Genomic DNA, 25,310 nt, shown 5'->3' with positions numbered 1-25,310 from the left:
AGTGGGGGCATGACGACGTCGCGCCCGCGATGAATGTGGGTGGGGTCAGGCCGCGCGCGGCGGACCCCTCCGTCGCATCTCAGTCAGGCTGGTGAGGCGCGGGGCGGTGAAGCGCCACGCCGCCAGTACGGGCCGAGGATCGCCCTCAGGTCTGGGCGCCCAGTCGAACAGCGCGGCGACGCGCTGCAGCCTCGCGAGGCCGAGGATCGCGACGAGCGCGCGTTCACCGACGCCGATCGCCAAGACGGTCAGCACCGCGGCGCACGCATGCGCGATCCACATCGCGTGACCTCCGTGCTCGACGTGCACTGCGGCTTCCGCACCGCCGAACGGCAAGGCCTGGGCAGACTGGGCGAGCTCGTGCTGATGCGCACCAACTCCGAGTGCGAAGGATCCGCCGCCGAGCCCGAGGCTCAACAGACCGTGGAAGGCGAACTGGCTCGCTCCGACGGCGAGTGCGAGCCGCGTCCACGAGAGCCTGCGGCCCGCGAGGGCGATGCAGACGGGAGCCGAGAAGACCAGGGCGAGCAGCAGCCCGAGCACCGGAACGGAGCCGCCATCGGCCACCGCGTGCGAGAAGACCGCGATGAACGACGCGATTGCCGCAACGATGAGCCCCCGGCTCGTCCGTTCGGCTCGCGATGACGTCACGTACCGATCCTACCTCGGCGTCACCGCAGCGGAGGAACGAGGCGGGCGTTCACGGCACGACGGCGGTCAAAGGCCCAGAGTGCGATGCGCAAGTCCGTGAGTCCGGTCAGCGTCAACGGATCTCGCCCGGAGACATCTCGGATGCGCCCCAGCCGATGACGCACGGTATTGACATGCACGAAGAGCGAATCGGCGGTTCGCTGCACATGCTGGTCCGCTGCGACGTAGGCCCGCAGGGTCGCCAGCAGATCGCCTCGAGACGAATCATCGGCGTCGATGACCGGCCCAAGCAGGCGCTCGACGAAGCGCCGTGATACATCGGTTGGCAGTTGTTCGAGGAGAGCCTCGAACGAAACCAGATCCCGCGGCCCCGCCACTCCTCCGCGGCTTCTCGCAAGCGTGAACGCAGACCATGCCTCCGAGATTGCCGACCGTAACTGCGGCGAGCTGACGCTCGAACTGTATCCACACACGAGCCCGAGGCTCTGTGTCTCCGACTCAGGCATCGGAGCCGTGATCATGGTGACCGTGCGCGCGGTCGTACCGATCACCGCCTGGGGCCAGCGCTTCGTCACAGCGTCAGCGCTCCCCTCAGGCCAAGCCGACACCTGCAACAACCCGGCACCGAGGCAGCGTGCGTCGAGTTCCGGCACGAGCGCTCCCGCATGCGCCAAGCCTTGTTCCACGAATTCGATGAGCTGGCCCACTCGCACCCGCTGTTCGACGGCTGCGCGCTCGACTTGCACGCGTGCGATCTCGATGATGCTCGCGAACTGTTCAGCGAACTCGTCGCTCGGCTCCGGTTTTGCGAGCCGCGCCCTCACCGGAGCGACGCTGCGAGGCTCCCTGGGCGCGGCGTCGGAGAGCGCCAGCGATGCCTCCGCTCGAAGCTGCTCTTCCGTCGCTCCAGAACGCGCGCGATGCAGTAAGTCGCTGAGCACAGCGGTCTCCATACGACGCGCTTCGGTCTCCGCTTCGCTGCGTCGACGCAGGATTGCGTCATTGACCGCGAGAAACGGGGTGCCGTGGGGGATCACCAGGAGCGGCAGTCCCCGTACCCGGCACGCGGCGATCAGCTCCGCCGGTGGATCGAGGTGGACCTCCCCGAGCCCAATCCCCACGCACGCCACCGATGCATCCACGAGGGCCGCGACGAACGCCTCCGATGCGCGCGGGTTGATGAGCGCGCTGCCCAGCGTGCAGACGAATTCGCGCGGACGCAGGTGCGGTCGTGGGTCGACTTGCTCCGTCGCATGGGCCCACGTGACGTGCGCATTCGCATCGGGTTCCGCGATCACGACGGGCACCAGGCCCAGCGTGGCGTCCGAGAGCAAGTCCCCGATGGTCACGCGCGGCCCCGCACCGAGCGCACCGATACCGTTCACCATGCTCAAATTGTAGCTTTCTCCAACCGTCGCAGCGCAGGAGTGGAGCTTGCTCCCTGAAATCCGGTATTTGATTGGAGAAGCGTCAATACTAGAACGAATCTATCCGTCGGCCGAAGGAGTCCACGTTGACCGTCCCATCGACGCAGCCGGAGCGCGCAGCCAATACGTTAAAACGCGAGTTCAGCTTCGGCGCCGCGTTCGCCTTCGCATTCGCATTCATCTCGCCGATTGTCGCCCTCTACGGCATCTTCGGCCTGGCGATCAGCACCGCCGGGCCCTCCTTCTGGTGGGGCTTCCTCATCGTCTTCGCCGGACAGTTCTTCGTCGCCCTGGTGTTCGCGATGCTAGTCTCCCGGTGGCCGCTCGAAGGATCGATCTACCAGTGGTCGAACCGCATGCTCGGAGCCGGTTTCGGCTGGTTCGCCGGATGGTTCTACATCTGGACGCTGACGATCGCGATGGCGACGGTGGCTCTCGGCGCTGCGGGCTTCATCGCCAACCTCATCGGTCTCCATGGAGCCAGCGGGCCGCAGATCGCCCTGATCGCGTTCGTCGTACTCATCCTCGGAACGCTCATCAACCTCGCTGGACGCGGGGTGCTCAAAGCGTTCATGATGGCCAGTATCGTCGCGGAGATCGTGGGCTCGATCGGGCTCGGCGTCTGGCTGCTCGTCGCCCACCGCGAGCACGACTTCTCGATTCTGTTCGACGGCGGTCGCAGCATCGGCGCGGAAGAGGAGTTCTTCTCCCTCGGCGGGCCGTTCCTGCTCGCCATCGTGTTCATCGGATTCTCCTTCGTCGGGTTCGAGAGCGCGGGGTCGATCGCAGAAGAGGTGCACGAGCCACGGAAGAACCTCCCCAGGGCGGTGCTATTCTCGCTCGCCTTCATCGCGTTCGTCGTGATGTTCTCGAGCCTCGCGGTAATCCTCGCGACGCCCGAGAATGCTGCAGAGCTCCCGGAATACGACTCTGACCCGGTGTATGCGGTGCTCACCGCACAGCTCGGTTCCGCAATCGCACTCCCTCTTCAGGCGCTGTTCGCAATCGGCTTCATCGCGAGCTTCCTCGCACTGCAGACCTCCGCCTCGCGGCTCATCTGGGCGAAGGCGCGCGATCGCGCCCTTCCCTTCTCCGAGTCCCTGTCTCGTCTCAGCCGGAAGCAGCGACAGCCGGTCGGCCCGATCCTCATCACGACCGTCATCGGTACCGCACTGTTCCTCCTGAGCAACGTCGCGGAGAATCTCTACACGCTCATGGTGAACTATACGTCGGGCGGCTTCTACCTGAGCTTCCTCTTCCCAGTGGCCGCCTTCGCCGTGACGGTGCTGCGGCGCCGCTGGAAAGCCGGCGCCTTCACGATCGGCGCATGGACGCCGATCGTCGCCGTCATCGCCGTCGCCTGGGTGACGCTCGAGCTCATCAACATCGCTTGGCCCAGGGAGCTCAATGGCAACGCTTGGCTCGATTGGTCTGTCGTCGTCGGCACCGGCGTGCTGACCCTGACCGGAGCCATGATTTACGCCCGCGTGCGCCGTCGCATCGCAACCATGCCGACCGAGTCCATCGACCTCGACGCTGCGGCGGAGGCCGCCGTCGCGAACGATCGGAAGCAGCACTGATGCCGGCGGTGATCGTCACCGGTTCGGGCGGAGGCATGGGGCGCGCGATCGTCGCTCGACTGCAGCACCGCGGCCTGCGCGTGGCCGGATTCGACCGCGCTCCCTCCCCCGAGGCCGATCACTCCGAAATCGTCGACCTCACGGATGCCGGGGGCACCGCTGCTGCCGTATCGCGTGCGAGTGCCGCCCTCGGGCCCATCGACGGATTCGTCAGCGCGGCAGGTCACTACTCCAGCATCCCGTTCACCGACGTCACTGACGCAGAGGCCGCCGGGATGCTCGACGTTCACCTGGGCGCCTTCTTCCGCGTCGCGCAGGCGCTCCTCCCGGGAATGATCGAGCGCGAGCACGGCTCGATCGTCGCCGTGGCGAGCGAACTCGCCGTGGGCGGAGGTGAGCGCGACAGCCACTACGCGGCCGCGAAAGGGGCGGTGCTCGGTGCGGTCAGGAGCCTCGCGGCGGAGGTCGCGCCCGCTGGCGTGCGAGTCAACGCTGTCGCGCCGGGGCCGACCGACACTCCGATGCTTCCCTCGGATTCCCCGTGGAGGGATCCCGAGTATCTTCGTGCGCTGCCCACTCGTGCGCTCGCTTCTCCCGACGAGGTCGCCCGGTGCGTGGAGTTTCTCATCTGCTCGGGCACGTTCGTCACCGGAGAAACACTGCACCCGAACTCCGGGGCGGTGATCTGATGTCGAAGCCGCACACTCCTTCCAGCGTGAGACGAATCGCACTCGTCACCGGCGCTGCGGGCGGCCTGGGAACGGCTCAGGTCGAGGCGCTCTCGGAGGCGGGCATGCAGGTCGTGGCCCATGCGCGCACCGCGAGCCACCGACTCGACGCGCTCGCCGAGCGCACCGGAGCGATCCCAGCCGTACGCGATCTTGCAGATCCGGAGGCCACGCGCGCGCTCGTGCGGGAGACCGTCGAATCCACAGGTCGACTTGACGTGCTGGTCGCCAATCACGCGACGATGTCGATGTCGGCACTGGTCGCCGCCGACCCCGACGAGTGGTGGCGGGTCGTGCGCACGAACCTGCTCGGCACGTTCGCGCTCACGCAAGAGGCCGTGCGCGCGATGCGTGCGCACGGAGACGGCGGCAGGATCGTCATCATCTCGAGCGAATGGGGCGTCACGGGATGGCCGAACGCCTCAGCGTATGCTGCATCGAAGGCGGGACTCATCAGTCTCGTGAAGTGCCTGGGGCGAGAGCTCGCACCCGAGGGGATTCTCGTGAACGCGATCGCGCCCGGCGTCATCGACACCCCGCAGTTGCAGGTCGACGCCGACGACGCGGGCGTCGACCTGCAGACGATGCACGGGCGCTACGCCGAAGGAATCCCGCTCGGTCGGGTCGGCCACGCGACCGAGATCGCAGAAGCCGTCAGATTTCTCGCCGACCCGGCGCTCGCCGCAATGGCGGGTCAGATCATGCAGATCAACGGCGGCGCGACCCGCGGCCGCGTGTAACCAGATCGCCCCGATTCGAGGAGACCCCAGTGAATGACCACCCGATCATCCCCCCGACCGACGGACAGGTATCACCGCGCTACGCCGGCCTGACCACCTTCGCGCGTCTTCCCCGCCGGGAGGACGTCGCGCGGCACGACCTCGCGATCGTGGGAGTGCCCTTCGACTCGGGCGTCACCTTCCGACCCGGTGCTCGATTCGGGCCGGGTGCGATTCGGGAGGCATCGCGGTTGCTGCGCCCGTACAACCCCGCACTCGATGCCGCTCCCTTCGCCGCCGGCCAGGTGGTCGACGCGGGCGACATCGATTGCAACCCCTTCGACATCGGCACCGCGCTCGCCCAGATCGAAGCTGGAATCTCCGACCTCGCCAGGGGCGGCCGGCCAGTCATGGTGCTCGGGGGCGACCACACGATCGCGCTCGCTTCGCTCCGCGCATTGCACAAGGAGCACGGCCCGCTCGCGCTCGTGCACTTCGATGCGCATCTCGACACGTGGGGTCCGTACTTCGACACCCCGGTCACGCACGGAACGCCGTTCCGCGTCGCGATCGAAGAGGGGCTGCTGCTCAAATCCCATTCAGCGCACGTGGGAATTCGGGGTTCGCTCTACAGCGCCGATGATCTGCGCGACGACGAGGAACTGGGTTTCACCATCGTGCACGCGCGAGAGTTCCACACGACGCCGTTCCTGGACATCATCGAGAGAATCCGCGCGCGGGTCGGAGACGCTCCCCTGTATATCTCGATCGACATCGACGTGCTCGACCCCGCGCACGCGCCCGGCACCGGAACGCCCGAGGCCGGCGGGCTGACGAGCCGCGAGCTCCTGGAGCTCGTTCGTGGCCTGGCCGGGAGCCGTCTCGTGGGTGCCGATGTCGTGGAGGTTGCCCCCGCGTATGATCATGCAAGCATCACCGCCGTCGCGGCAGCGCACTGCGCGTACGATTTGGTGACGATCATGGCGCAGCAACTGCACGGAGAGCGAGAGAGATGAGCGGAGAGACCCGCGCGGCCCCGTTCTCGGACTGGCCGGCATCCGCGACGTGCGCGGCCGCCTTCACCTTCGATGTCGACGGCGAAGCTGCGGTGCTCGCTGCGGATCCGCAAGCACAGCGAAGCCTGAGCGTCATGACACATCAAGCCTACGGTCCCACCGTCGGCGTGCGACGACTGCTCGATGTTCTCGAGCGCACCCGTACGCGCAGCACCTTTTTCATCCCGGGGTACACGGCCGATCTCCATCCAGGCGTCGTGCGCGATATCGCGGCGGCGGGGCACGACATCGCCCACCACGGGTATCACCACGTGCGTCCGTCCGGTCTCTCGCCGAATGAGCAGGCCGAGCAACTCGATCGGGGCATCGACGCACTCGAGCGCCTCACCGGCGAGCGTCCGCGGGGCTACCGAGCCCCGATGTGGGATCTCTCCTGGGACATGCCGTCATTGCTCGCAGAACGCGGCTTCGCATATGATTCCAGCCTCATGGACGACGATGGTCCGTATCTGCTCAGCACCGGATCGAGCGCGCCCATCGCCGAGATCCCGATCCACTGGACGCTCGACGACTGGGAGCAGTACTGCTTCCTCCCCGGGGTGAGCGAGCTCGGGCCGATTCAGACACCCGCGCACGCCATCGAGTTATGGACCGCCGAGCTCGAGGGCATGCGGCGCTTCGGCGGCTGCTGGGTACTGACGAACCATCCGTTTCTCAGCGGGCGACCCGGCCGCGCAGCCGCACTCGAAGCCCTCATCTCATCAGTCAGCGGCATGCCAGACGTGTGGGTGGCCGCTCTCGACGAGATCGCCGACCTGGTGCATGCGGCGCGACCGACACCGCGCAATCCCATCAGCATCTCCCCCTGAGTCGAGCCCGGCCCATCAGCGACGGCTACCCCGCCACTCCGCGGCCGACCGCCGCTCATCCGCAACCTGCGCCGCATGCTTGCTGCGCAGCCGCGCGTGCGCCGGGCTCTTGCGCAACGCCGCGTACCCGACCCCCACCACGACGAACCACACCGGCGTCGCGATGAGCCCGGCAAGGGTGTCGGGATCCTGCGTGAACGCCCACAGCAGGAAGACGAAGAAGGCCATCACCACGTACGGCATCGTCCTGCCGAGGGGCATGCGGAACGTGCTCGCCTCGTGTTCGTGTGGGCGGCGACGCCGATAGACGAGGTAGCTGATGAGTATCATCGTCCACACGAACATGAAGCACAGCGACGAGATCGTCGTGACGACGGAGAAGCCCGCCGACTTGTCGAGCCCGGTGAGCAGGAGCACGAGGGAGCTGAGCAGCAGCACCCCGGTCAGGAAGAGCGCGTTGCGGGGCACCCGCGCCCGAGTGAGCTTCGAGAACACCCGCGGTGCATCGCCGCTCGTTGCGAGCGTGTAGACCATGCGCGAGGTTGAGTAGATGCCGGAGTTCGCAGACGACGCCGCCGACGTGAGCGCGACCAGGTTGACGAGGTGGGCCGCAGCGCCGATACCAGCCAGAGAGAACAGCATGACGAACGGCGACTCGTCTTTGCTGAACGCGACCCAGGGCACGACGGAGATGAGCACGACGAGCGAACCGACGTAGAAGAGCAGGATGCGAATGGGGATCGCCTTGACCGCCCTGGGAATGTTGTGCTGCGGATCCTTCGTCTCTGCCGCAGCGGTGCCGACGAGCTCCACTCCGACGAACGCGAAGACCGCGATCTGGAAGCCCATGATGAACCCCATGAACCCACCGCCGAAGAAGCCGCCCCCGACTGCGATGAGGTTCATCAGCGACGCCGTTCCGACGATCGTATCGCCGGTGCGCGTGTCCGTGTACTCGTTCGTGAACCCCGATGCGATGAGCACGATCCCCGCGATGATGAGGGCCACGATCGCCACGATCTTGATCATCGCGAACCAGAACTCGGTCTCACCGAATCCGCGCACGGAGGGCAGGTTGAGCAGCATGAGCAGCACAATGATGGCGACGGCCGGAATCCAGGTCGGCAGCAGCGGTAGCCAATAGGTCACGTAGACCGACGCGATGACGATCACGTCGGCCACCCCCGTTACCACCCAGCAGAACCAGTACGTCCAGCCGACGAAGAAGGCGGCAGCCGGGCCGAGGATGTCGCCGGCGAAGTCTGCGAAGTTGCGGTAGTGGGTGCGGCTGAGCAAGAGCTCGCCCATCGCCCGCATGACGAAATAGAGCATGAAGCCGATGATCATGTAGACGAGCACGACCGACGGGCCGGCTACGGAGATCGTCTTTCCCGAGCCCATGAAGAGACCGGTGCCGATCGCGCCGCCGATCGCGATGAGTTGAATGTGGCGATTGCTGAGAGCACGCTCGAGCCCGCCTTCGCGAGGAGTCTGCGCGTGCGTGTGCAACATGTGTCGGAGCGTTCCTTTCCTTCACCGCGTCATCGCGGTAACTGGCTGTCACACCCCCAGCTTCACAGTACCGCGGCCAGCGAGAACTTTCACGCGCCCCGAGGGGCCTCGGGCTGACACACCAAATGGGCGCCCGAGCCGAAGCTCGAGCGCCCATCCCCAGTGCATGATGCGAACGTATCGGTGGAGCCGCGGGGAATTGAACCCCGGTCCACTTCGACGATTCCGTGCCTTCTACGAGCGTAGTTCGTGAAAACGTTCTACTCGGCCCCGCACTTTGCCACGAACACCTAGTGCGACAGGCCCAGCCTCAGAAAAAGTCCCGGTACGCCCTGAGACGCGACGTACCAGCAAGCTCCCTAAATGACGCCAGAAAAACGGGGCGGAAGCTTACCCGCTCTGACGGACTCGGTCTCGTGCTTAGGCAGCGAGAGCGAAGTCGGTGCGCTTAACGTTGGCACCTATGGTTTGCGAAGGGCGTTTACGAGATAACTCCGCGTCCTCGGCCCGCTTCTCACAGTCTCAAAATCGACGTGTCGAAACCGATCGGCCCCGTGTGTGCACCGAGAATCGGCGCGGTCGGGACGTTCGCATCATGCACTGTGGAGTTGTCAGTTCCGCCACGAGGGCCGGTACAGCCGGCGAATCACCGGAACGTCAACTCTACCAGTTCGCGGCGCACGGAGCGAGCCTCTGCGCCCCGCCTCATTCCGCCCGCAGCGTACGCGAGGCAAGCCCGAGGCTCCACTCCGCGACATCGGCGACGAAGTGCCGAAAGGCCGGGTGCTCGAATGGCTCCGCGTTGTTCGCATAGACCCCGATGGCATCGACCGCCATATAGATGCGGGTGCACGCGCCCACCGGATCCTCGGCCACGAAGTCACCGCAGTCGATTCCCGCCACGATCAGCGCGACCATCCGCGACCGATCGAGCGCTTCCTGCTCGTCGATCGCGACCGCGAGACTCGGGATCGCGCGGGCGAGATGCCTGGCATTGAGCCATAGCCGACAGAGTTCGACGGCTTCTGCACTCTCGGCACGCCGCACGAATCCTGTCATCTGCGCGAGCGGCGCATCGTCTTCACCGAAGAGCCAGTCGCGCTCCGCGGTCACCGCGAGCACGAATGCTTCGATGACGAGCGCCTCCGCCGCCGAGAAGTAGTGGCTGATGAGGCCGGGCCGAACCCCCAGGGGCTCGGCGACCGCCCGCAGCGTGACCCCCTCGAGCCCGTCGCGCCGCGCGATCGCGGCCGCTGCGGCGAGGATCTCGGCCCTGCGTACATCAGCAGGCTTGCGCGTGCGCGACGGCGAAGCGGGCACTCCCACGCGAGTCAGTCTCCCATACGGTTGCGCTGGCGCATCGCCCGCTCGGCCTCGCGCTTGTCCTGCTGCTCGCGCAGTGTCTGACGCTTGTCGTACTCGCGCTTACCGCGCGCGAGCGCGACTTCGACCTTGGCCCTGCCGTCCAAGAAGTACATCTTCAGAGGCACGATGGTCATGCCGCCCTCGCGAGTCTTCTGCCAGAGCTTGTCGATCTCCTGCCGATGCAGCAGCAGCTTGCGCTTGCGGCGCGGAGCGTGATTCGTCCACGAGCCGTTGAGGTATTCGGGAATGTACGCGGCGTCGAGCCACGCTTCGCCGTTCTCGATGAAGACGTACCCGTCGACGAGCGATGCGCGCCCCATGCGGAGCGACTTCACCTCGCTGCCCGTGAGCACCATTCCAGCCTCGTACGTGTCGAAGATCTGGTATTCGTGCCGAGCTTTCTTGTTCGAGGCGATCAGCTTCTCGCCGGTCTCCTTGGGCATGGCACGTCCTCTCTCTTGCGCGGCCGGACCTCCCAGCATAGCGCGCCGCGCACCTGCGGATCGTTGAGCTGGTCTCCGGCCTGCCTACACCCGCAGGTACCGCGTGATCGCGATCTTCGCCGCGATGGCCGAGAGCACGACGCCGACCAGGATGAGTATCGGCGGCACCACGAGCGATTGCTCCACCGTGATGTAGCTCGTGAACGGTACTTCGCTCGCCAGGAACCCCTGCACGAAGAACTTCACAATCGCCACAGACGCCGCGCTCGCGAGCACCGCGCCGATGAGCGCCGCGATGATCCCCTCCAATATGAAGGGCGTCTGTATGAACCGGTTCGAGGCGCCGACGAGGCGCATGATGCCGATCTCGCGCCGCCGCGAGTAGGCCGAAAGTCGAATCGTCGTCGAGATGAGCAGCATTGCGGCGATGAGCATGAGGCCGGCGATCGCGATAGCGGTGTAGCTCGCGACGCCGAGGAACAGGAAGATACGATCCAGCAGGCTGCGCTGATCGGAGACGCTCTGCACGCCAGGAATGCCGGCGAAGGTCTCCTGGATGATGTCGGAGCGCGAGGGATCCTTGAGCTTGATCCAGAACGTCTGGTTCAGCTGCTCCGGTCTCGTGATCTCGACGATCGGGTTGCCCTCGAACTGCTTCGTGAACTCCTCGTACGCCTGATCGTGGTCCACGAAGAACGAGTCGTCGATGTACGGCGCGAGCGTATCGGAGTCGAGCGCGGCCTGCACCGCAGCGATCTCTTCCTCCCCCGCGTCCGTTCCCGAGCACGTCGCGCTCTGGTCGTAGTCGGTGCACAGATAGACCGCAACCTGCGCGCGGTCGAACCAGAACGTCTTCATCTGCTGGATCTGCAGCTGCATCAGAATCGCAGCGCCCACGAAGGTGAGCGACACGAAGGTGACGAGCACCACCGAGATGACTACGGAGAGGTTGCGGCGGAAGCCGCTCCAGACCTCGCCGAGTACCAGTCCCACCCTCATCGCACGGGCCCCACATCTGTCTGGTCGTCGTCTTTTCGCTTCAGCCCGAGATGCTCGGCGAGACTCCCCGTCTCCGCCATCTGCACCGGGTCGAGCGGCCTGGAAGGTTCCAAGAAACTCGGAATGCTGCGACCGCGCGGGCCGTCTGCGTGCACCGTCTCATCGATGTCGTCTTCGTCCGCGTCCTCGTCGCCGAACGGGTGCGGCTCCTCGAATACCGAAGCCTCCTTCGGGCGTTCGGCCGGCATGGCATCCGCGCCGATGGGCTCTTCGATCTCAGGCTCGGGCGCCGCCGCAGCGACGACCTCGGCGGCAGCATCGACGAGCGCGGGATCGCGTTCGGCGGCGTCCTGCACCGCCGTCGACCGCGGCGTCTCGCCGAGCACCTCGGGCGCCAGCGCGGCGCGCACCACGGCCTCCGACGTGCGCAGCACTTGCACGCTTGCATCCGAGAGGTCCGCAATCGGAATGGACGCGGTTTCGCCGTAACCGCCACCGACCTCGTCGCGCACGATCACGCCCTGCGAGAGTTCGACGACGCGCTGCTGCATGATGTCAACGAACGTCGCCTCGTGCGTCGCCATCACGACCGTGGTTCCCGCTGCATTGATCGCGCGCAGGAGCTGCATGATGCCGAGGCTGGTTGCGGGATCGAGGTTACCCGTCGGCTCGTCCGCCATCAGGATCGCCGGCTTGTTGACGATGGCGCGAGCGATCGCGACGCGCTGCTGCTCGCCGCCGGAGAGCTCATGCGGGAACCGCTTCGCCTTGTTGGCGAGACCGACCATCTCGAGGGTGTCGGGCACGGCCTCTTGAATGAAGCCGCGGGACTTGCCGATGACCTGCAGCGTGAAGGCGACGTTGTCGTAGACGGTCTTGTTCGTCAGCAGGCGGAAGTCTTGGAAGACGGTGCCGAGATTGCGGCGGAAGTACGGGACTTTGCGCGAGGAGATCTTGCTGAGGTCCTGCCCCAGCACGTGGATCTTCCCGGCACTCGGCTGATCCTCGCGCAGGATCAACCGCAAGCAGCTGGATTTCCCAGAACCGGAGGCGCCCACGATGAAGACGAACTCGCCGCGGTCGACCCTGAGGTCGATACCGTCGAGCGCAGGTTTCGCGGTGCCCCGGTATTTCTTGGTGACGTTCTCGAAGAGGATCATGACGAGACGACTGTACGCCCTGCCGACCGGGGCGATGCTGAGGCGCGCTGGTGCTCGCCCGCTTCGGGCGAACTCCCAGTCGCCCGCTCAGTCGTTCTTCGACAGCGAGCGCCACCGAATACCGGCGGCGATGAACCCGTCCAGGTCGCCGTTGAACACCGCCTCCGGCTGCGACGCCTCATGCCCCGTGCGCAGATCCTTCACCAGCTGCTGGCCGTACAAGAAGTAGGAGCGGATCTGGTCTCCCCAGCTCGCGGTGATACTCCCGGCGAGCTCCTTCTTCTTGGCCGCTTCCTGTTCGCGCTGCAGCAGGAGCAATCGTGTCTGCAGCACGCGCATGGCCGCGGCGCGGTTCTGGATCTGCGACTTCTCGTTCTGCATCGAGACGACGATGCCGGAGGGGATGTGCGTGATGCGCACGGCGGAGTCCGTGGTGTTGACCGACTGGCCGCCAGGGCCTGACGAGCGGTAGACGTCGACGCGAATGTCGCTCTCGGGCACCTCGACCTCGGTCGCCTCCTCGAGCAGCGGGATGACTTCGACGCCCGCGAAGCTCGTCTGGCGCTTGTCGGCTGAACCAAAGGGGCTGATGCGGGCGAGGCGATGAGTGCCGGCCTCGACCGAGATCGTACCGAAGGCGTACGGTGCGTCGATCTCGAAGGTCGCGGACTTGATGCCGGCGCCCTCCGCGTACGACGTGTCGAGCACCTTCGTCGGGTAGTCGTGCTGCTCGGCCCAGCGCAGGTACATGCGCAGCAGCATCTCGGCGAAATCAGTGGCATCATCGCCCCCGGCGCCGGAGCGGATCGTGACGACTGCGGCGCGCTCGTCGTACTCCCCTGAGAGCATCGTCTGCACTTCGAGGTCTTGGATGACCTTCTCGAGCGCGACCAGCTCGGCGGTGGCTTCTTCAGCCGAATCCGCATCGTCCGCTTCCTCCGCGAGCTCGATGAGCACCTCGAGGTCGTCGAGCCGCTGCTCAACGCTCCGCACGCGCTTCACGCGCGCCTGCCGGTGCGACAGCCCGCTCGTCACCTTCTGAGCGGCTGCGGGATCGTCCCAGAGATCGGGGGCCGCGGCCTGCTCCTCGAGCTCGACGATCTCGCGATCGAGCTTGGGCAGATCCAGCACCGCAGCGATATCGGCGTACGTCGAACGGAGTGCGCGGATGCGTGCAGAAAAGTCGAGATCGAGCATGGTGCTCAAGCTTACTCGCCGGATCGCCAACGCCGGTGCTCGTAGTTCTGCGCGGCTGAGGATCCGAGGGTCGGGATTCGGGCTCGAGTCAGATCACGGCCTCCGTGAACGGCCGCGCCGCCGCCCCGCCCGCCCCGCTGCGCCACGCGCGCGCGAGACGATCCAGCGCCTCATCGAGCGTCGCCTCCGGCGCCGAGAACGGCAGGCGCACGAACCGTTCGAACGTGCCCGGGCTCCCGAAACGCGGGCCTGGCGGCAGATGCAGGTCCAGCTCGGCCGCGGCTCGACTCAACCGGGAGCTCGCGCGCTCACCGATGTCGACCCAGACGCAGACTCCGCCCACCGCCGGAGAGGGCGTCCACTCCGGAAGGCGCTCCGCCAGTCGTTCGACGAGGAACCGATGGCGGGCGGTAAGCTGGTGAGACCGTTCGACGAGGATGTCGTCGTACTGCTCGAGCGCATGGAGTGCGAGCACCTGCTCCCACGTTCCGGTGTCGAGGTCCCCGATGCGGCGCGCCGCCTCCAGGCGACCGATCAGATCGGGAGCGGCCCGAATCCAGCCCACGCGCATGCCTCCCCAGACCGTCTTTCCGACCGACCCCACCGTGAGAATCGCATCGTGATGATGCTCCTGCTCGGCATGCGCCGCGAACGGGACGATGGGCGCCGGCTCCCCCAGCGAGAGTTCAGCGGTGGTCTCGTCGGCAATGATGTACGCACCCTGACCGGCGAGCGCGGTGATCAGGCGCGACTTCAACCCGACCGGCATGCGGAGGCCGGTCGGGTTGTGGTGATCCGGAATGAGATAGGCGAGTTTCGGCGACGTGCGCTCTGCGATCTCCAGCATGCTCGACGCGTCGTACCCGCCCTGCGAGCCGATGCCGCTTCCACCGACCGGCAGCTCGGCGAGTAGCGCACCCGTCGCCGCGATCGCCTCTCTGGCGTGCGGATAGCTGGGCGATTCGACGAGGCTGCGATCCCCGCGTCGCAGCAGAGTGCGGGCGATCAGGAAGATGGCGTGCTGCGCGCCCAGTGTCACCATGATCTGCTCCGGCGTCGTGGGGAGGCCGCGCGCGGTGTACCGTTCCGCCAGCGCGGCGCGCAGCTCCGGGAGCCCGAGTGTGTCGTAGCCGATGAGCCGAAACGCAGCAGCGTGCTCCGTCGCGGCGCGCGCATTGAGATCCGCGAGTCCGCTCCACGGCTCCGGGCACGCGCTCGACAGGTCGATTCCGTCGATCGTGCCAGCCCAGAGCCCCTCCCGCGTCGTTCCGCTGCCGCGCACGACAGTGCCGGAGCCGCGCCGCGAACGCACGACCGAGGTCTCCCGCAATCGCTGGTACGCCGCGGCCACCGTGGTGCGGCTCACCCCGAGCGACTCCGCGAGCGGGCGTTCGGCCGGCAGCTTGGTGCCCGGCACGATTCGGCCGTCGCGCACGAGCAGCGTCACGCTGTCGGCCAGTTCGAGGTAGCCGTGCCCCGCCCCGCGCCAGCGTCCGAGCAACTCGGTCAGTCGGCGCGCGGTGAGGCGCTGCCCCGTCCACGTCTCGTTCATGAGGCCACGCTATGCGAATTGGCCTCTTGCTGGCAATGCCAATATGAGGTGGACTGCTCGCATGCTCCGACGATTCGCGCGCCTCATCCTTGGCCTCCTGCTCTACGGCGTCGCCGACGCGTTCATGATCCGCGCAGCACTCGGCGTCGACCCGTGGACGGTCTTCGCGCAGGGGCTCTCGATGCAGACCGGTCTCGGAATCGGCATCCTCACCAACATCATCGGGCTGTTCGTGCTACTGCTCTGGTGGCCGCTGCGCCAGAAGCCCGGCATCGGCACGCTGCTCAACATCATGCTCGTCGGGCCCGGCATCGAGCTCGGCCTGTGGCTGCTCCCGACACCCGGATCATTCTGGCTGCGTGTCGCCTACTTCTCCATCGGACTGCTCCTGCTCGCCGTCGCGAGCGGGATCTACATCGGCGCGAACCTCGGGCCGGGCCCGCGAGACGGCCTCATGACGGGCATCCACCTGCGCTTCGGCACGCCGATCTGGATCGGACGCACCGCCGTCGAAGTGACCGTTCTGCTCATCGGCTGGTGGCTCGGCGGAAACGTCGGCATCGGAACCGTTGTCTTCGCCGCGCTGATCGGCCCACTCTGCTCGATGACGCTGCCCCTGTTCGCGGGTCGCGCGATCCGGCGCCGCTCCACGAACACCCGCACGACGAAGCCCGCTGCATCGACCGAGGAGAAACACCCCTTGGCCTGACACAGCGGGCTTCGCCCGACGCGAGATCAGTCGTCGGCGGACACCTTGTTGAACCCGGTGACCGGCTGAGCCTCGTCGAACGACGCCACCTTCTTGCGGAAGCCCTTCGTGAGGAAGAGCAGGTAGACGAAGCCGAGGCCCGACCAGATGAGTCCGCCCAGCAGCGCATGGCCGTCGAGGTTCACCCACAGGAGGCCGGTGAGCAGTGTGCCGAGCGTCGGCATCACGATGTACGTGAAGATGTCCTTCGGCGTGCGACGGCGCCCCTTGCGAATCGCGAACCAGGCGATCACCGACAGATTCACGAAGGTGAAGGCGATGAGCGCACCGTAGTTGATGTACGCCGCGATCATCTCGAGCGTGAAGGCGATCGCGAGCAGCGAGATCGCTCCGGTGAGCACGATGTTGAAGGTCGGGGTGTGCGTGCGGGGGTTCACGTACCCGAAGAACTTCTGCGGCAGCACGTTGTTGCGACCCATGACGAGCAGCATGCGCGACACCGAAGCGTGGGAGGCGAGACCCGACGCGAGCGTCGCCGCAAACCCGGCCGCGGTAAGCACCGCGGAGAGCACCGTGCCGCCGACGAGGTCGCCGATGATCGGGAGCGTGCTGTCCTCCACGTACTGCATGTCGCCACCCGGCGCGAACTCGTTCCAGTCCGGGAAGCGCTGCTGGGTGAAGTAGCCGGCGATCAGGAAGATCGCGCCGCCGATCACGACGGTGAGCAGAATCGCCTTCGGCATGATCTTCGGGGTCTTCGCCTCCTCGGCGTACATCGTGACCGCGTCGAAGCCGATGAAGGAGAAGCAGACAATGGTCGCGCCGGCGAGCACCGCGCCGAACTCCACACCGCTGTGGAAGAAGGGCTGCATCGTCACGACGCCGTTCTCGCCGGCGCCGCCGGCGAGCTGCAGGATGACCATGAAGACGAACACGGCCATCACGACGATCGAGAAGACGAGCAGCAGCATATTGACGTTCGAGGTACCGCGCATCGTGAGGTAGATGACGCTCGTGACCACGACCACGTAGACGATGACCCACACGGCGCCCGGCACACCTGGGAAGAACGCCTCGAGATAGCTGCGGAGGATCAGGCAGTTCACCATCGGAAGCAGCATGTAGTCGATGAGCGCCGTCCACCCCACGAGGAAGCCCACGTTCGGGTGCATCGACTCGCGAGCGTACGTGTAGGCGGAGCCCGCGCTCGGAATCGCACCGGCCATCTTGCCGTAGCTGATCGCGGTGAAGATCATGACGATCAGCGCCACCGCGTACGCGAGCGGCACGACGTTGTTCGTGTCGCGGGCGACGAGGCCGAACGTGTCGAAGACGACCGTCGGAGTCATGTAGCCGAGGCCGAGGCCGACGATCGCCCAGAGCCCGAGGCTCCGCTTGAGGCGAGCACCGTTCGACGAGGCCGGTGCGGACAGAGCGGTCATGTTCTCTCCTTCAAGAACGCAGCTGCGTCGCACGACCAGAATCCGCTCGGCAGCCCTATTGCGGCGACGAGGAATTCGCCAAGCACACATCCTGCACCCGCACGGCACGATCGCGCAAGCCGAACGCGCGTGTCACGCGTTCGGCCTGCGCCGGAGAGCGCGCCCGTGGCGGATGCGACCGTTACGCCCGAGCCATCCGCTTTCGCTTGCTGATGTTCACCATCTGGACCACGATGACCAGCAGCAGTGCCGCGACGAACACGATCGATGCCAGCACATTCGCCTGCGCCGGCACGCCCTTGAGCGCCGAGACGTAGATGAACTTCGGGAATGTCGTCGCCGTGCCCGAGTTGAAGTTCGTGATGATGAAGTCGTCGAACGAGAGCGCGAAGCTCAGGAGGGCGGCGCCGATGATGCCGGGCGCCAGCATCGGCAGCGTGACGCGCCAGAACACCTGCATCGGTGATGCGTAGAGATCTCGGCCGGCCTCTTCGATCGCCGGGTCGAGGCTCGCGACTCGGGCTTTCACGGCGACAACGACGTAGGAGATGCAGAACATCGTGTGCGCGAGAATGATCGTGCCCAGCCCCTTCTCCACGCCGGCGAGCAGGAACTGCGCGGCGAGGCCGGCACCCAGAACCACTTCGGGGGTCGCCATCGGAGTGAAGAGCAGGAGGCTGACGGTCGAGCGCGCTCTGAAACGGTAGCGCACGAGCGCGATGGCGATCAGCGTGCCGAGTGTCGTCGCGACCACGGTGGCGACCACGCCGACGAGAATGCTGTTGGTGAAGGCGGTGCACACCTGGGGTGCGCCGCACGGGTTCTCCCAGTTGCGCAGCGTGAACCCTCGCCACAGGATGTTGTTGCGGCCCGAGTCGTTGAAGGAGAACACGATGACGTGCAGGATCGGGAGCAGCAGGTAGATGAGCACGATGGCGCTCACGACGGGCACGAACGCTTTTCCGAGACTGAACTGTTTCACAGCAGATCCTCCGCCCCGCTCTTGCGCACATAGGTGGCGACGAACACGAGGATGATGACCATCAACATGATGGAGAGCGCCGCGGCCATCGGGTAGTTCTGCGTCTGCAGGAAGTTCGATTCGATGACGTTTCCGATCATGGTCGTCGAGGTGCCGCCGAGGAACTCGCGCGACGCGTTCACATAATCACCCGACATCGGAATGAAGCTCAGCAGTGTTCCCGACACGATCCCCGGCATGGAGAGCGGGAGCGTCACACGCCGGAAGGTTGTGAGTGGCGACGCGTACAGATCGGATCCTGCCTCGAGCAGCCGCAGATCGAGAGCCTGCAGGGACGCGAACATCGGCAGCACCATGAAGGGGATGAAGTTGTAGACGAGCCCGAAGATCACGGAGAAGTGGGTACCCACCAGCTCACTCGGCAGAATCGCTTTCCACGCGAGGGTGCGCAGCAGGAAGCTGATGAAGAAGGGAGCGACGACGAGGATCAGCAGGATGCCCTGCAGCATCGGCTTCGAGCGCACCTTCACACCGATCAGGTATGCCAGCGGGTAGCTGATCATGAGGCCGATGATGGTCGCGGTGATCGCGTAGATGAACGATCGAACGAGATGCGGCCAGTACTCCTGCAGTGCCGACCAGTAGTTCGAGAACTGGGCCGCAGCGACGTACTGTCCGATGCCCCCGGTGTCGGCGGGCGCCTGGAGTGAGGTCAGGGCGAGTTGGAAGAACGGAGCGACGAAGAACAGCAGCATGTAGGCGATGCCCGGCGCCAGCAGCACGAGCGCGACCCAACTCCGCTTCTTCGGCGCCTGTTCGACCTGCTTCGCACTCGCTGAGAATGCCGTGAAGGCCACGATGGATCCCCCTTACTCCGCGAGCGCCGTTTGCGACGCGATGGCCCGTGTCGACAGATCGGGATCGTGCGTCCCGGCGTCGAGCGGTTCGTCCAGCAGACCGAACGTGTGCTCGATGCGCCAGCTGAGCCACACCTCGTCGCCCAGGGCAGCCGTGGGCCCGGCTTGCAGATTCTGTTCGAAGACCTGCACGTCACCCGCTCCCGGCAGCGCGACGGTGTACTGCGTGCTGACGCCGATGAACGACACGTCCGTCACTCGACCGGGGCCGACCACGTTGCTCTCGGCATTGGGCGCAGACTCCGAGTGCGCGAGCGTCAACTTCTCCGGTCGCACTCCGAGCGTGATCCGACCGCTGTCGCGCTCGCTCCGGGCGCGGGGAACCGACAGTCGCGTGCCGAGAAAATCAGCGTGCAGCACCTGATCCGTCGCGCCGACGACGTCCGCTGGAAAAAGATTGGACTGGCCGAGGAAGTTTGCGACGAACACGGTGCGGGGCAGCTCGTACAGGTCCTCGGGCGCACCCATCTGCTCGATCCGCCCCTGATTCATCACCGCGACCGTATCGGCCATGGTCATGGCCTCCTCCTGATCGTGCGTGACGTGCAAGAACGTGAGACCGACCTCCTGCTGAATCTGCTTGAGCTCCTGCTGCATCTGGCGTCGCAGCTTCAGATCCAGCGCGCCCAGCGGTTCGTCGAGCAGGAGGAGCGCCGGACGATTCACGACGGCACGCGCCAGCGCGACGCGCTGCTGCTGGCCGCCTGAGAGCTGCGCCGGCTTTCGGTCAGCAACGTGATCGAGCTCGACGAGACGCAGCGCTTCGTGCGCTTTCCCCGCGGCATCGGCGATGCGGCGGCGACGGAGACCGAACGCGACGTTCTCGAGCACTGACATGTGCGGAAAGAGCGCGTAGGACTGGAAGACGGTGTTGACGGGGCGGCGGTGCGGTGTAAGGGCTGTGACATCTTCGCCCCCGATCAGGATGCGCCCTGCGCTCGCGTCCTCGAGCCCCGCCACGAGACGGAGCGTCGTGGTCTTCCCACAGCCGGAGGGCCCGAGCAGCGCGAAGAACGAGCCGGCCGGGATCGTCAGATCGAGGTGCTCGATCGCGGTAAATCCTGGGAACCGCTTCTGGATGCCGACGAGCTGCAGATCCGCCCCCGACTCTGCGAACTGCTGCTGATCCCCCACGCTCACAGCCCCAGCACGCTCTGGAACTGGGTGGAGTACTTCTTGTCCTCCTCGGCCGTCAGCGTGCGGAACGGGCGGAGGTGCTCCCAATCCTGCTCGGTCGGGAAGATGAGCGGGTTATCGGAGTTCTCGGGGTTCACCTGCTGCATCGCCTCCTGCGTACCCTTCACCGGCGGCACGTAGGTCACGTAGTCGGCGACCTGGGCCATGACCTCTGGTTCGTAGTAGTAATTGATCAGCTCCTCGACCCGCGCCTTCGCCTCGGGCGATGTGCCGTTCGGCACGGTGAACGAGTCGGAGGCGATCATGCCTCCCGATTCCGGGATCTCGAGGGTCCACTGGTTGTCGTTCTCCGCGTTCAGCATGATCACGTCGCCCGACCAGGCCATTGCGGCCAAGGCATCTCCCGTGATGAGATCCTGCGTGTAGCTATTGCCCTTGACGTTGCCGATCTGCCCGCTCTGCAGCGCATCATCGAGCCACGCCATCGCCGCATCGAACTCGGTATCGCCCCATTCACCGCCGGGATCATGCCCCAGACCGGCGAGAATCATGCCGACCGTATCGCGCATCTCGCTGAGCACCACGACTTTGCCCTTGAGCTCCGGATTGAGGAAGTCGTCGAGGGTCTTGATGCCGTTCGGCACCGCTTCCGTATTCCACACCCAGCCCGACGCCGGGAGCTGCCACGGAATCGAGAACTTGCGCCCGGGGTCCACGTCGAGCGCGTCCCACTGGGCGTCGACGAGGTTCGCCGTGACGTTCGGAAGGTTCGCGTAATCGAACTCCTGCACCTGGTTCGCGGTGATGAGGCGCCCGTTCATCCAGTCCGTCATCGTGATCGTGTCGTAGCCGGTGTGGTCACCCAGCTGCAGCTGATCCTTGATCTTGCCGTAGAAGGTGTTGTTGTCATCGATGTCTTCGATGTACTGGACGTCGTACCCCGCCTGCTCGATGAACGCGTCGAGAGAGGGGTAGGAGCCCGTCGCATCGTCGTAGTCGAGGTAGTACGTCCAGTTGCCCCAGATCACTCCGTCACCACCGCCGCCCCCGCCGCCGCTCGAGCAGGCGTTCAGGCCGAGCGCGCCGAGGCCGACGGCTCCGACAGCCGCACCGCGCAAGAGCTGGCGGCGGTCGAGCTGCTTCCCTCTGATCATCTGAACGATGTTGCGAACGATCGGATCTTCTGGCTGGCGAAACACCATGAGATATCTCCCTTGATTCTCATAACGAAGGCACACCGCCGTGAGGCGACAGTGCCAGGGGTGCCTCGAATATGGCACAGGTACGAGCACCCTGCCAAGGAATCTCGGAGAGTGATTCCTTTTCGTCATCGAACGGTTACCGTTCGGAGATCGAACCGAACGCCCGGACTGGCGCGGGCGGCCAGACCGGCCGAGCTGAAATTCCGTGTTCAGCCCCGACATCGCAAGAACGGGGAAATTCGCTGAAACGGGATCGGTCTTCTTCGGATTCCTTTGCGTTTTCGCGGTTCGACTGCAAGAATCAGAAGCGTGAGCAGCAAACGCAATGCGCCAGCGCTCGATTCCACGTCGAAAGCGATCATCGAGCAACTCCAGCGCGATGGCCGTCGATCGTACGCCGAGATCGGGAAGGCGGTCGGCCTCAGCGAGGCCGCCGTGCGCCAGCGCGTGCAGAAGCTCACGGATGCCGGCGTCATGCAGATTGTTGCCGTGACCGACCCGATGCGCCTGGGCTTCACTCGCCAGGCCATGCTCGGCATCCGCGTTTCCGGCGACACCAGGGTCGTCGCCGATCGCCTCGCTGAAATGTCGGAGATCAGTTACGTCGTGCTCAGCGCGGGCTCCTACGACATCCTCGCCGAGGTCGTCTGCGAGGATGATGATGGGTTGATCGAGCTGCTCAACGAACAGATCCGAAAGATCGAAGGCGTTGCGTCGACCGAATCCTTCGTCTACCTCCAACTCACCAAACAGAAATACGACTGGGGAACACGATAACCATGTCTTACGATCCCACTGCAGCGGTAGACACTGCCGCGCTCCAGGCCTCGGCCAAGAAGCACATGTGGCCGCACTTCACCAACCGCAAGGTGCTCAACGACGGCATTCCCGTCATCACGCGCGCCGAGGGCCACCACATTTATGACTCCGCCGGCAAGCAGTACATCGACGGCCTCGCAGGGCTCTTCGTGGTCAACGCCGGCCACGGTCGCGAGCGCATCGTGCAGGCTGCGGCCAAGCAGATGCAGCAGCTCGACTTCATGCCGATCTGGTCGTACGGCCACCCGGCAGCGATCGAGCTCTCCGAGCGCCTCTCGAGCTACGCGCCCGGCGATATGAACAAGGTCTTCTTCACCACCGGTGGTGGCGAAGCTGTGGAGTCGGCCTTCAAGCTGGCGAAGCACTTCTGGAAGATCAAGGGCCAGCCGATGAAGCACAAGGTCATCTCGCGCTCGGTCGCCTACCACGGCACCCCGCAGGGCGCGCTGGCCATCACCGGCATCCCCGACATGAAGAAGTTCTACGAGCCGCTCACCCCCGGTGGGCACCGTGTTCCGAACACGAACTTCTACCGCGCAGACGAGATGGGCGCACCCTCCGACGACCTCGAGGCCTTCGGCCAGTGGGCGGCGAACCGCATCGAAGAGGCGATCCTGTTCGAGGGCCCCGACACCGTCGCGGCCGTCTTCCTCGAGCCGGTGCAGAACTCGGGCGGCTGCTTCCCCCCGCCCCCCGGATACTTCAAGCGCGTGCGCGAGATCTGCGACCAGTACGACGTGCTGCTCGTCTCCGACGAGGTCATCTGCGCCTACGGCCGCATCGGTGAGTTCTTCGCATCGACCGCACTCGGGTACGAGCCCGACATCATCACCTCGGCGAAGGCGCTCACCTCGGGCTACGTCCCGCTCGGCGCGATGATCGTCTCCGACAAGGTGTCGGAGCCGTTCAACTCGACCGACAACACCTTCTACCACGGCTTCACGTTCGCCGGCCACCCGGCCGCGGCGGCTGCTGCGCTCGAGAACCTCGACATTTTCGAGGAAGAGGACCTCAACGGGCGCGTCCGCGAGAACAGCCCGCTGTTCCGCGCCGAGCTCGAGAAGCTGCTCGACATCGACATCGTCGGCGACGTGCGCGGAGAAGGCTACTTCTTCGGCATCGAGCTGGTGAAGGACAAGGCGACCAAGGAGACGTTCACCGAGGAGGAGTCGGATCGTCTGCTCCGCGATTACCTCTCCCCCGCGCTCTGGGAGGCCGGCCTGTACTGCCGCGCCGACGATCGTGGCGACCCCGTCATCCAGCTCGCTCCGCCGCTGACCATCGGTCCGTCGGAGTTCGCCGAGATCGGCGGCATCCTCCGCAGCGTCCTCAAGGATGCGTCCTCGAAGATCTAAGACGCTTTCCGGATACGGGTGTGGCCCTCTCGCGCATGCGAGGGGGCCACACCCGTTCCAGATCGTCCAGTGCAGACCTCAGAAACCAGAGCGGTTCCCGGACCCGGCGAATCCTCGCTGTATCGACCTGACCTTCCGTGAAGCCATCGTTTCGTACCGACGTGACGTATGGGAGTTATCCACGAGCAATACGCGACGGCGCTCGTTCGTGCGCGCAGGCGCCACTGTAAGCGATGAACCGACCCGACCCTTCGTCCCCGGCACTCTCGAATCGCCCAGCCTCAAGCGCCCGACTCCGAGGGTGTGTGCCGAGACCGAGCAAAAAACTACTGTAGATACGCTCGCGGTGGAGGGAAACCCTCGGGGTGGGCGAAATCATGCCGCGGGATCTATAGGCTTCACGCTATGAGCAGCTTCGATCCGCAACCGCCTGCGCAGCCACAGCGACCCTCTCAGCAGTACGCCCAACCTCAGCAACCGGTGCAGCAGCCGCAGTACGCGCAGCCACAGCAGCAGCCCCACGTTGCGCAGACGCCGCCCTATGCGGCTCCTCGGCAGGCACCTCGCGCACCGGGCGGCCTGAACGTTCCGGGCATTGTTGCCCTGCTCGTTCTGCTCCTCACAACGTTGACCCCTCTCGTCACACCGGTGATCTACAACACCGCGGCGAGGTCGGGCTCGCTGACCGCGGCAACGATAGCGGTCGCGCTCGTGCACGTGCTCCTGCTGCTCATCGCCGGCGCGCTCGCGATCATCGGCCTTCTCACGAAGCACCTGACTCGGTGGCGCTGGGCCGCCATCGGCGCCGCGGTATCGGTCGCCATCGGCCTCGTCTCGTTCGCGCTCTCGTGGTTCAGCAGTTGGCTCGTCGGCATCCCCGGCCTTCCCGGCATGTACTGACGCCAATTGGCCGATCTGGCCGAGCGCTGGCCCCGCCTTCACGGAAACGCAGAAGCGCCCGCCACCGTGAGGTGACGGGCGCTTCGCAGATGGTGCTTCCGGCGATCGCCGGAGGACCTGCAGATTAGCGGCGCAGACCGATGCGCTCGATGAGCGAACGGTAACGCGCGATGTCGACGTTCTGGAGGTAGCCCAGAAGACGACGGCGCTGGCCGACGAGCAGCAGGAGGCCACGACGCGAGTGGTGGTCGTGCTTGTGCTCCTTGAGGTGCTCGGTCAGATCCTTGATACGACGGCTGAGCATCGCGACCTGAACCTCAGGGGAACCGGTATCGCCAGGCTTTGTCGCGTATTCTTCGATGATCGCCTTCTTGACATCTGCTTCAAGTGCCATAGGGATCCCCTTCCTCTTGCTGCGCGGCGCCGTCAGCGGGGTGCTGGGGCTCTCTTTATCCGCGGCCGTTCGAACGGCAACCTGAACAGCTTAGCACCCATTCACCCGGGTTGCCCATCAGGCGCCTGTATCGCCGCCGACCGCGCAGGGCCGCGCAAGACCGCGCAGTGAGCGCACCGCATCGGCGCATCGTCATCGGATCGAAACACACCCGGTACGGCGCAGTAACGACACC

The 25,310-nt window shown here is 65.7% G+C and carries 24 protein-coding genes and 1 other RNA gene; 9 read left to right on the top strand and 16 right to left on the bottom strand.

From position 1 onward, the window contains the following. Positions 1-45 precede the first annotated feature (45 nt). Together AB0O71_RS02510 and AB0O71_RS02505 are read right to left on the bottom strand one after the other, a co-directional pair. On the bottom strand, positions 46-651 hold the full coding sequence (locus AB0O71_RS02510; RefSeq protein WP_363741505.1) for a hypothetical protein: 606 nt from the start codon (positions 649-651) through the stop codon (positions 46-48). 20 nt (positions 652-671) lie between these two features. Then, the gene (locus tag AB0O71_RS02505; RefSeq protein ID WP_363741502.1) at positions 672-2,039 is read right to left on the bottom strand and encodes a PucR family transcriptional regulator; all 1,368 of its coding nucleotides are present in this window, start codon (positions 2,037-2,039) and stop codon (positions 672-674) included. Between the two features lie 125 nt (positions 2,040-2,164). Here AB0O71_RS02505 and AB0O71_RS02500 point away from each other — a divergent pair, with 125 nt between their 5' ends. From AB0O71_RS02500 to AB0O71_RS02480, 5 genes are read left to right on the top strand one after another with little or no spacing between them, the layout of a single operon-like run. Further along, positions 2,165-3,658 (top strand): amino acid permease, encoded by a 1,494-nt coding sequence (locus AB0O71_RS02500; RefSeq protein ID WP_363741500.1) that lies wholly within the window; start codon positions 2,165-2,167, stop codon positions 3,656-3,658. Further along, positions 3,658-4,347 carry an SDR family oxidoreductase gene (locus tag AB0O71_RS02495; RefSeq protein ID WP_363741498.1) on the top strand — a complete coding sequence of 230 codons (690 nt, stop codon included), beginning with the start codon at positions 3,658-3,660 and terminating at the stop codon, positions 4,345-4,347. Before AB0O71_RS02500 ends, AB0O71_RS02495 begins: the two co-directional genes overlap by 1 nt. 26 nt (positions 4,348-4,373) lie before the next feature. Continuing rightward, positions 4,374-5,126, top strand: coding sequence for an SDR family oxidoreductase (locus AB0O71_RS02490; RefSeq protein ID WP_363741496.1), 753 nt, complete (start codon positions 4,374-4,376; stop codon positions 5,124-5,126). Between the two features lie 29 nt (positions 5,127-5,155). Then, complete coding sequence (gene speB, locus AB0O71_RS02485; RefSeq protein ID WP_363741494.1) at positions 5,156-6,121, top strand: agmatinase; 966 nt, start codon at positions 5,156-5,158, stop codon at positions 6,119-6,121. Further along, entirely contained in the window at positions 6,118-6,990 is an 873-nt protein-coding gene (locus AB0O71_RS02480) for a polysaccharide deacetylase (protein ID WP_363741491.1), read from the top strand. Before speB ends, AB0O71_RS02480 begins: the two co-directional genes overlap by 4 nt. Before the next feature lie 15 nt (positions 6,991-7,005). Here AB0O71_RS02480 and AB0O71_RS02475 read toward each other — a convergent pair whose 3' ends face one another. The 8 genes from AB0O71_RS02475 to AB0O71_RS02440 all read right to left on the bottom strand — a co-directional run bounded on the left by AB0O71_RS02475 (position 7,006) and on the right by AB0O71_RS02440 (position 15,218). After that, positions 7,006-8,502: an amino acid permease gene (locus tag AB0O71_RS02475; protein WP_363741488.1), complete on the bottom strand. Its 1,497-nt coding sequence runs from the start codon at positions 8,500-8,502 to the stop codon at positions 7,006-7,008. Positions 8,503-8,683: 181 nt separating this feature from the next. Next, positions 8,684-9,056, bottom strand: a transfer-messenger RNA (tmRNA) gene (ssrA, locus tag AB0O71_RS02470). Between the two features lie 151 nt (positions 9,057-9,207). After that, the gene (locus tag AB0O71_RS02465) at positions 9,208-9,828 is read right to left on the bottom strand and encodes a TetR family transcriptional regulator (protein ID WP_363741485.1); all 621 of its coding nucleotides are present in this window, start codon (positions 9,826-9,828) and stop codon (positions 9,208-9,210) included. A 5-nt stretch (positions 9,829-9,833) separates the two neighbouring features. Next, positions 9,834-10,310 carry an SsrA-binding protein SmpB gene (smpB, locus tag AB0O71_RS02460; protein ID WP_363741482.1) on the bottom strand — a complete coding sequence of 159 codons (477 nt, stop codon included), beginning with the start codon at positions 10,308-10,310 and terminating at the stop codon, positions 9,834-9,836. 84 nt (positions 10,311-10,394) lie between these two features. After that, positions 10,395-11,309 (bottom strand): permease-like cell division protein FtsX, encoded by a 915-nt coding sequence (gene ftsX, locus AB0O71_RS02455; RefSeq protein WP_363741479.1) that lies wholly within the window; start codon positions 11,307-11,309, stop codon positions 10,395-10,397. After that, positions 11,306-12,469, bottom strand: a complete 1,164-nt coding sequence (gene ftsE, locus AB0O71_RS02450) for a cell division ATP-binding protein FtsE (RefSeq protein ID WP_363741476.1) — start codon at positions 12,467-12,469, stop codon at positions 11,306-11,308. Before ftsE ends, ftsX begins: the two co-directional genes overlap by 4 nt. A gap of 87 nt (positions 12,470-12,556) precedes the next feature. Beyond that, positions 12,557-13,666 (bottom strand): peptide chain release factor 2, encoded by a 1,110-nt coding sequence (gene prfB, locus AB0O71_RS02445; protein WP_363741473.1) that lies wholly within the window; start codon positions 13,664-13,666, stop codon positions 12,557-12,559. A gap of 88 nt (positions 13,667-13,754) precedes the next feature. Next, a complete protein-coding gene (locus AB0O71_RS02440; protein ID WP_363741471.1) occupies positions 13,755-15,218 on the bottom strand; it encodes a PLP-dependent aminotransferase family protein in 1,464 nt (487 codons plus the stop codon). Positions 15,219-15,279: 61 nt separating this feature from the next. On the opposite strand from AB0O71_RS02440, the gene AB0O71_RS02435 reads away from it, so the two are divergent. Further along, positions 15,280-15,927: a hypothetical protein gene (locus tag AB0O71_RS02435; protein ID WP_363741469.1), complete on the top strand. Its 648-nt coding sequence runs from the start codon at positions 15,280-15,282 to the stop codon at positions 15,925-15,927. A 26-nt stretch (positions 15,928-15,953) separates the two neighbouring features. Here the strand turns inward: AB0O71_RS02435 and AB0O71_RS02430 are convergent, their stop codons facing one another. The 5 genes from AB0O71_RS02430 to AB0O71_RS02410 form a co-directional block, all read right to left on the bottom strand. Continuing rightward, positions 15,954-17,369: an APC family permease gene (locus AB0O71_RS02430; RefSeq protein ID WP_363741467.1), complete on the bottom strand. Its 1,416-nt coding sequence runs from the start codon at positions 17,367-17,369 to the stop codon at positions 15,954-15,956. A gap of 181 nt (positions 17,370-17,550) precedes the next feature. Further along, positions 17,551-18,351 carry an ABC transporter permease gene (locus AB0O71_RS02425; protein WP_363741464.1) on the bottom strand — a complete coding sequence of 267 codons (801 nt, stop codon included), beginning with the start codon at positions 18,349-18,351 and terminating at the stop codon, positions 17,551-17,553. Then, positions 18,348-19,208, bottom strand: a complete 861-nt coding sequence (locus tag AB0O71_RS02420) for an ABC transporter permease (RefSeq protein WP_363741461.1) — start codon at positions 19,206-19,208, stop codon at positions 18,348-18,350. The genes AB0O71_RS02425 and AB0O71_RS02420 overlap by 4 nt, the downstream gene beginning before the upstream one ends. Positions 19,209-19,220: 12 nt before the next feature. Beyond that, entirely contained in the window at positions 19,221-20,408 is a 1,188-nt protein-coding gene (locus AB0O71_RS02415; protein WP_363741458.1) for an ABC transporter ATP-binding protein, read from the bottom strand. Next, positions 20,405-21,607 carry a spermidine/putrescine ABC transporter substrate-binding protein gene (locus AB0O71_RS02410; RefSeq protein ID WP_363741456.1) on the bottom strand — a complete coding sequence of 401 codons (1,203 nt, stop codon included), beginning with the start codon at positions 21,605-21,607 and terminating at the stop codon, positions 20,405-20,407. The genes AB0O71_RS02415 and AB0O71_RS02410 overlap by 4 nt, the downstream gene beginning before the upstream one ends. A gap of 309 nt (positions 21,608-21,916) precedes the next feature. Here AB0O71_RS02410 and AB0O71_RS02405 point away from each other — a divergent pair, with 309 nt between their 5' ends. The 3 genes from AB0O71_RS02405 to AB0O71_RS02395 all read left to right on the top strand — a co-directional run bounded on the left by AB0O71_RS02405 (position 21,917) and on the right by AB0O71_RS02395 (position 24,681). Continuing rightward, positions 21,917-22,384 (top strand): Lrp/AsnC family transcriptional regulator, encoded by a 468-nt coding sequence (locus AB0O71_RS02405; protein ID WP_090147736.1) that lies wholly within the window; start codon positions 21,917-21,919, stop codon positions 22,382-22,384. A 2-nt stretch (positions 22,385-22,386) separates the two neighbouring features. Further along, a complete protein-coding gene (locus AB0O71_RS02400) occupies positions 22,387-23,781 on the top strand; it encodes an aspartate aminotransferase family protein (protein ID WP_090147733.1) in 1,395 nt (464 codons plus the stop codon). Positions 23,782-24,186: 405 nt separating this feature from the next. Beyond that, positions 24,187-24,681 carry a hypothetical protein gene (locus AB0O71_RS02395; protein ID WP_363741451.1) on the top strand — a complete coding sequence of 165 codons (495 nt, stop codon included), beginning with the start codon at positions 24,187-24,189 and terminating at the stop codon, positions 24,679-24,681. Between the two features lie 124 nt (positions 24,682-24,805). Here the strand turns inward: AB0O71_RS02395 and rpsO are convergent, their stop codons facing one another. Further along, positions 24,806-25,075: a 30S ribosomal protein S15 gene (gene rpsO, locus AB0O71_RS02390; RefSeq protein WP_090147728.1), complete on the bottom strand. Its 270-nt coding sequence runs from the start codon at positions 25,073-25,075 to the stop codon at positions 24,806-24,808. Between the last annotated feature and the right edge of the window lie 235 nt (positions 25,076-25,310).

The sequence above is a fragment of the Leucobacter sp. NPDC077196 genome (genome assembly GCF_040687075.1).
Taxonomy (GTDB): Bacteria; Actinomycetota; Actinomycetes; order Actinomycetales; family Microbacteriaceae; genus Leucobacter.
Note: the sequence above shows the minus strand (reverse complement) of the source record. Positions and strands in the feature narration are given on the sequence as shown.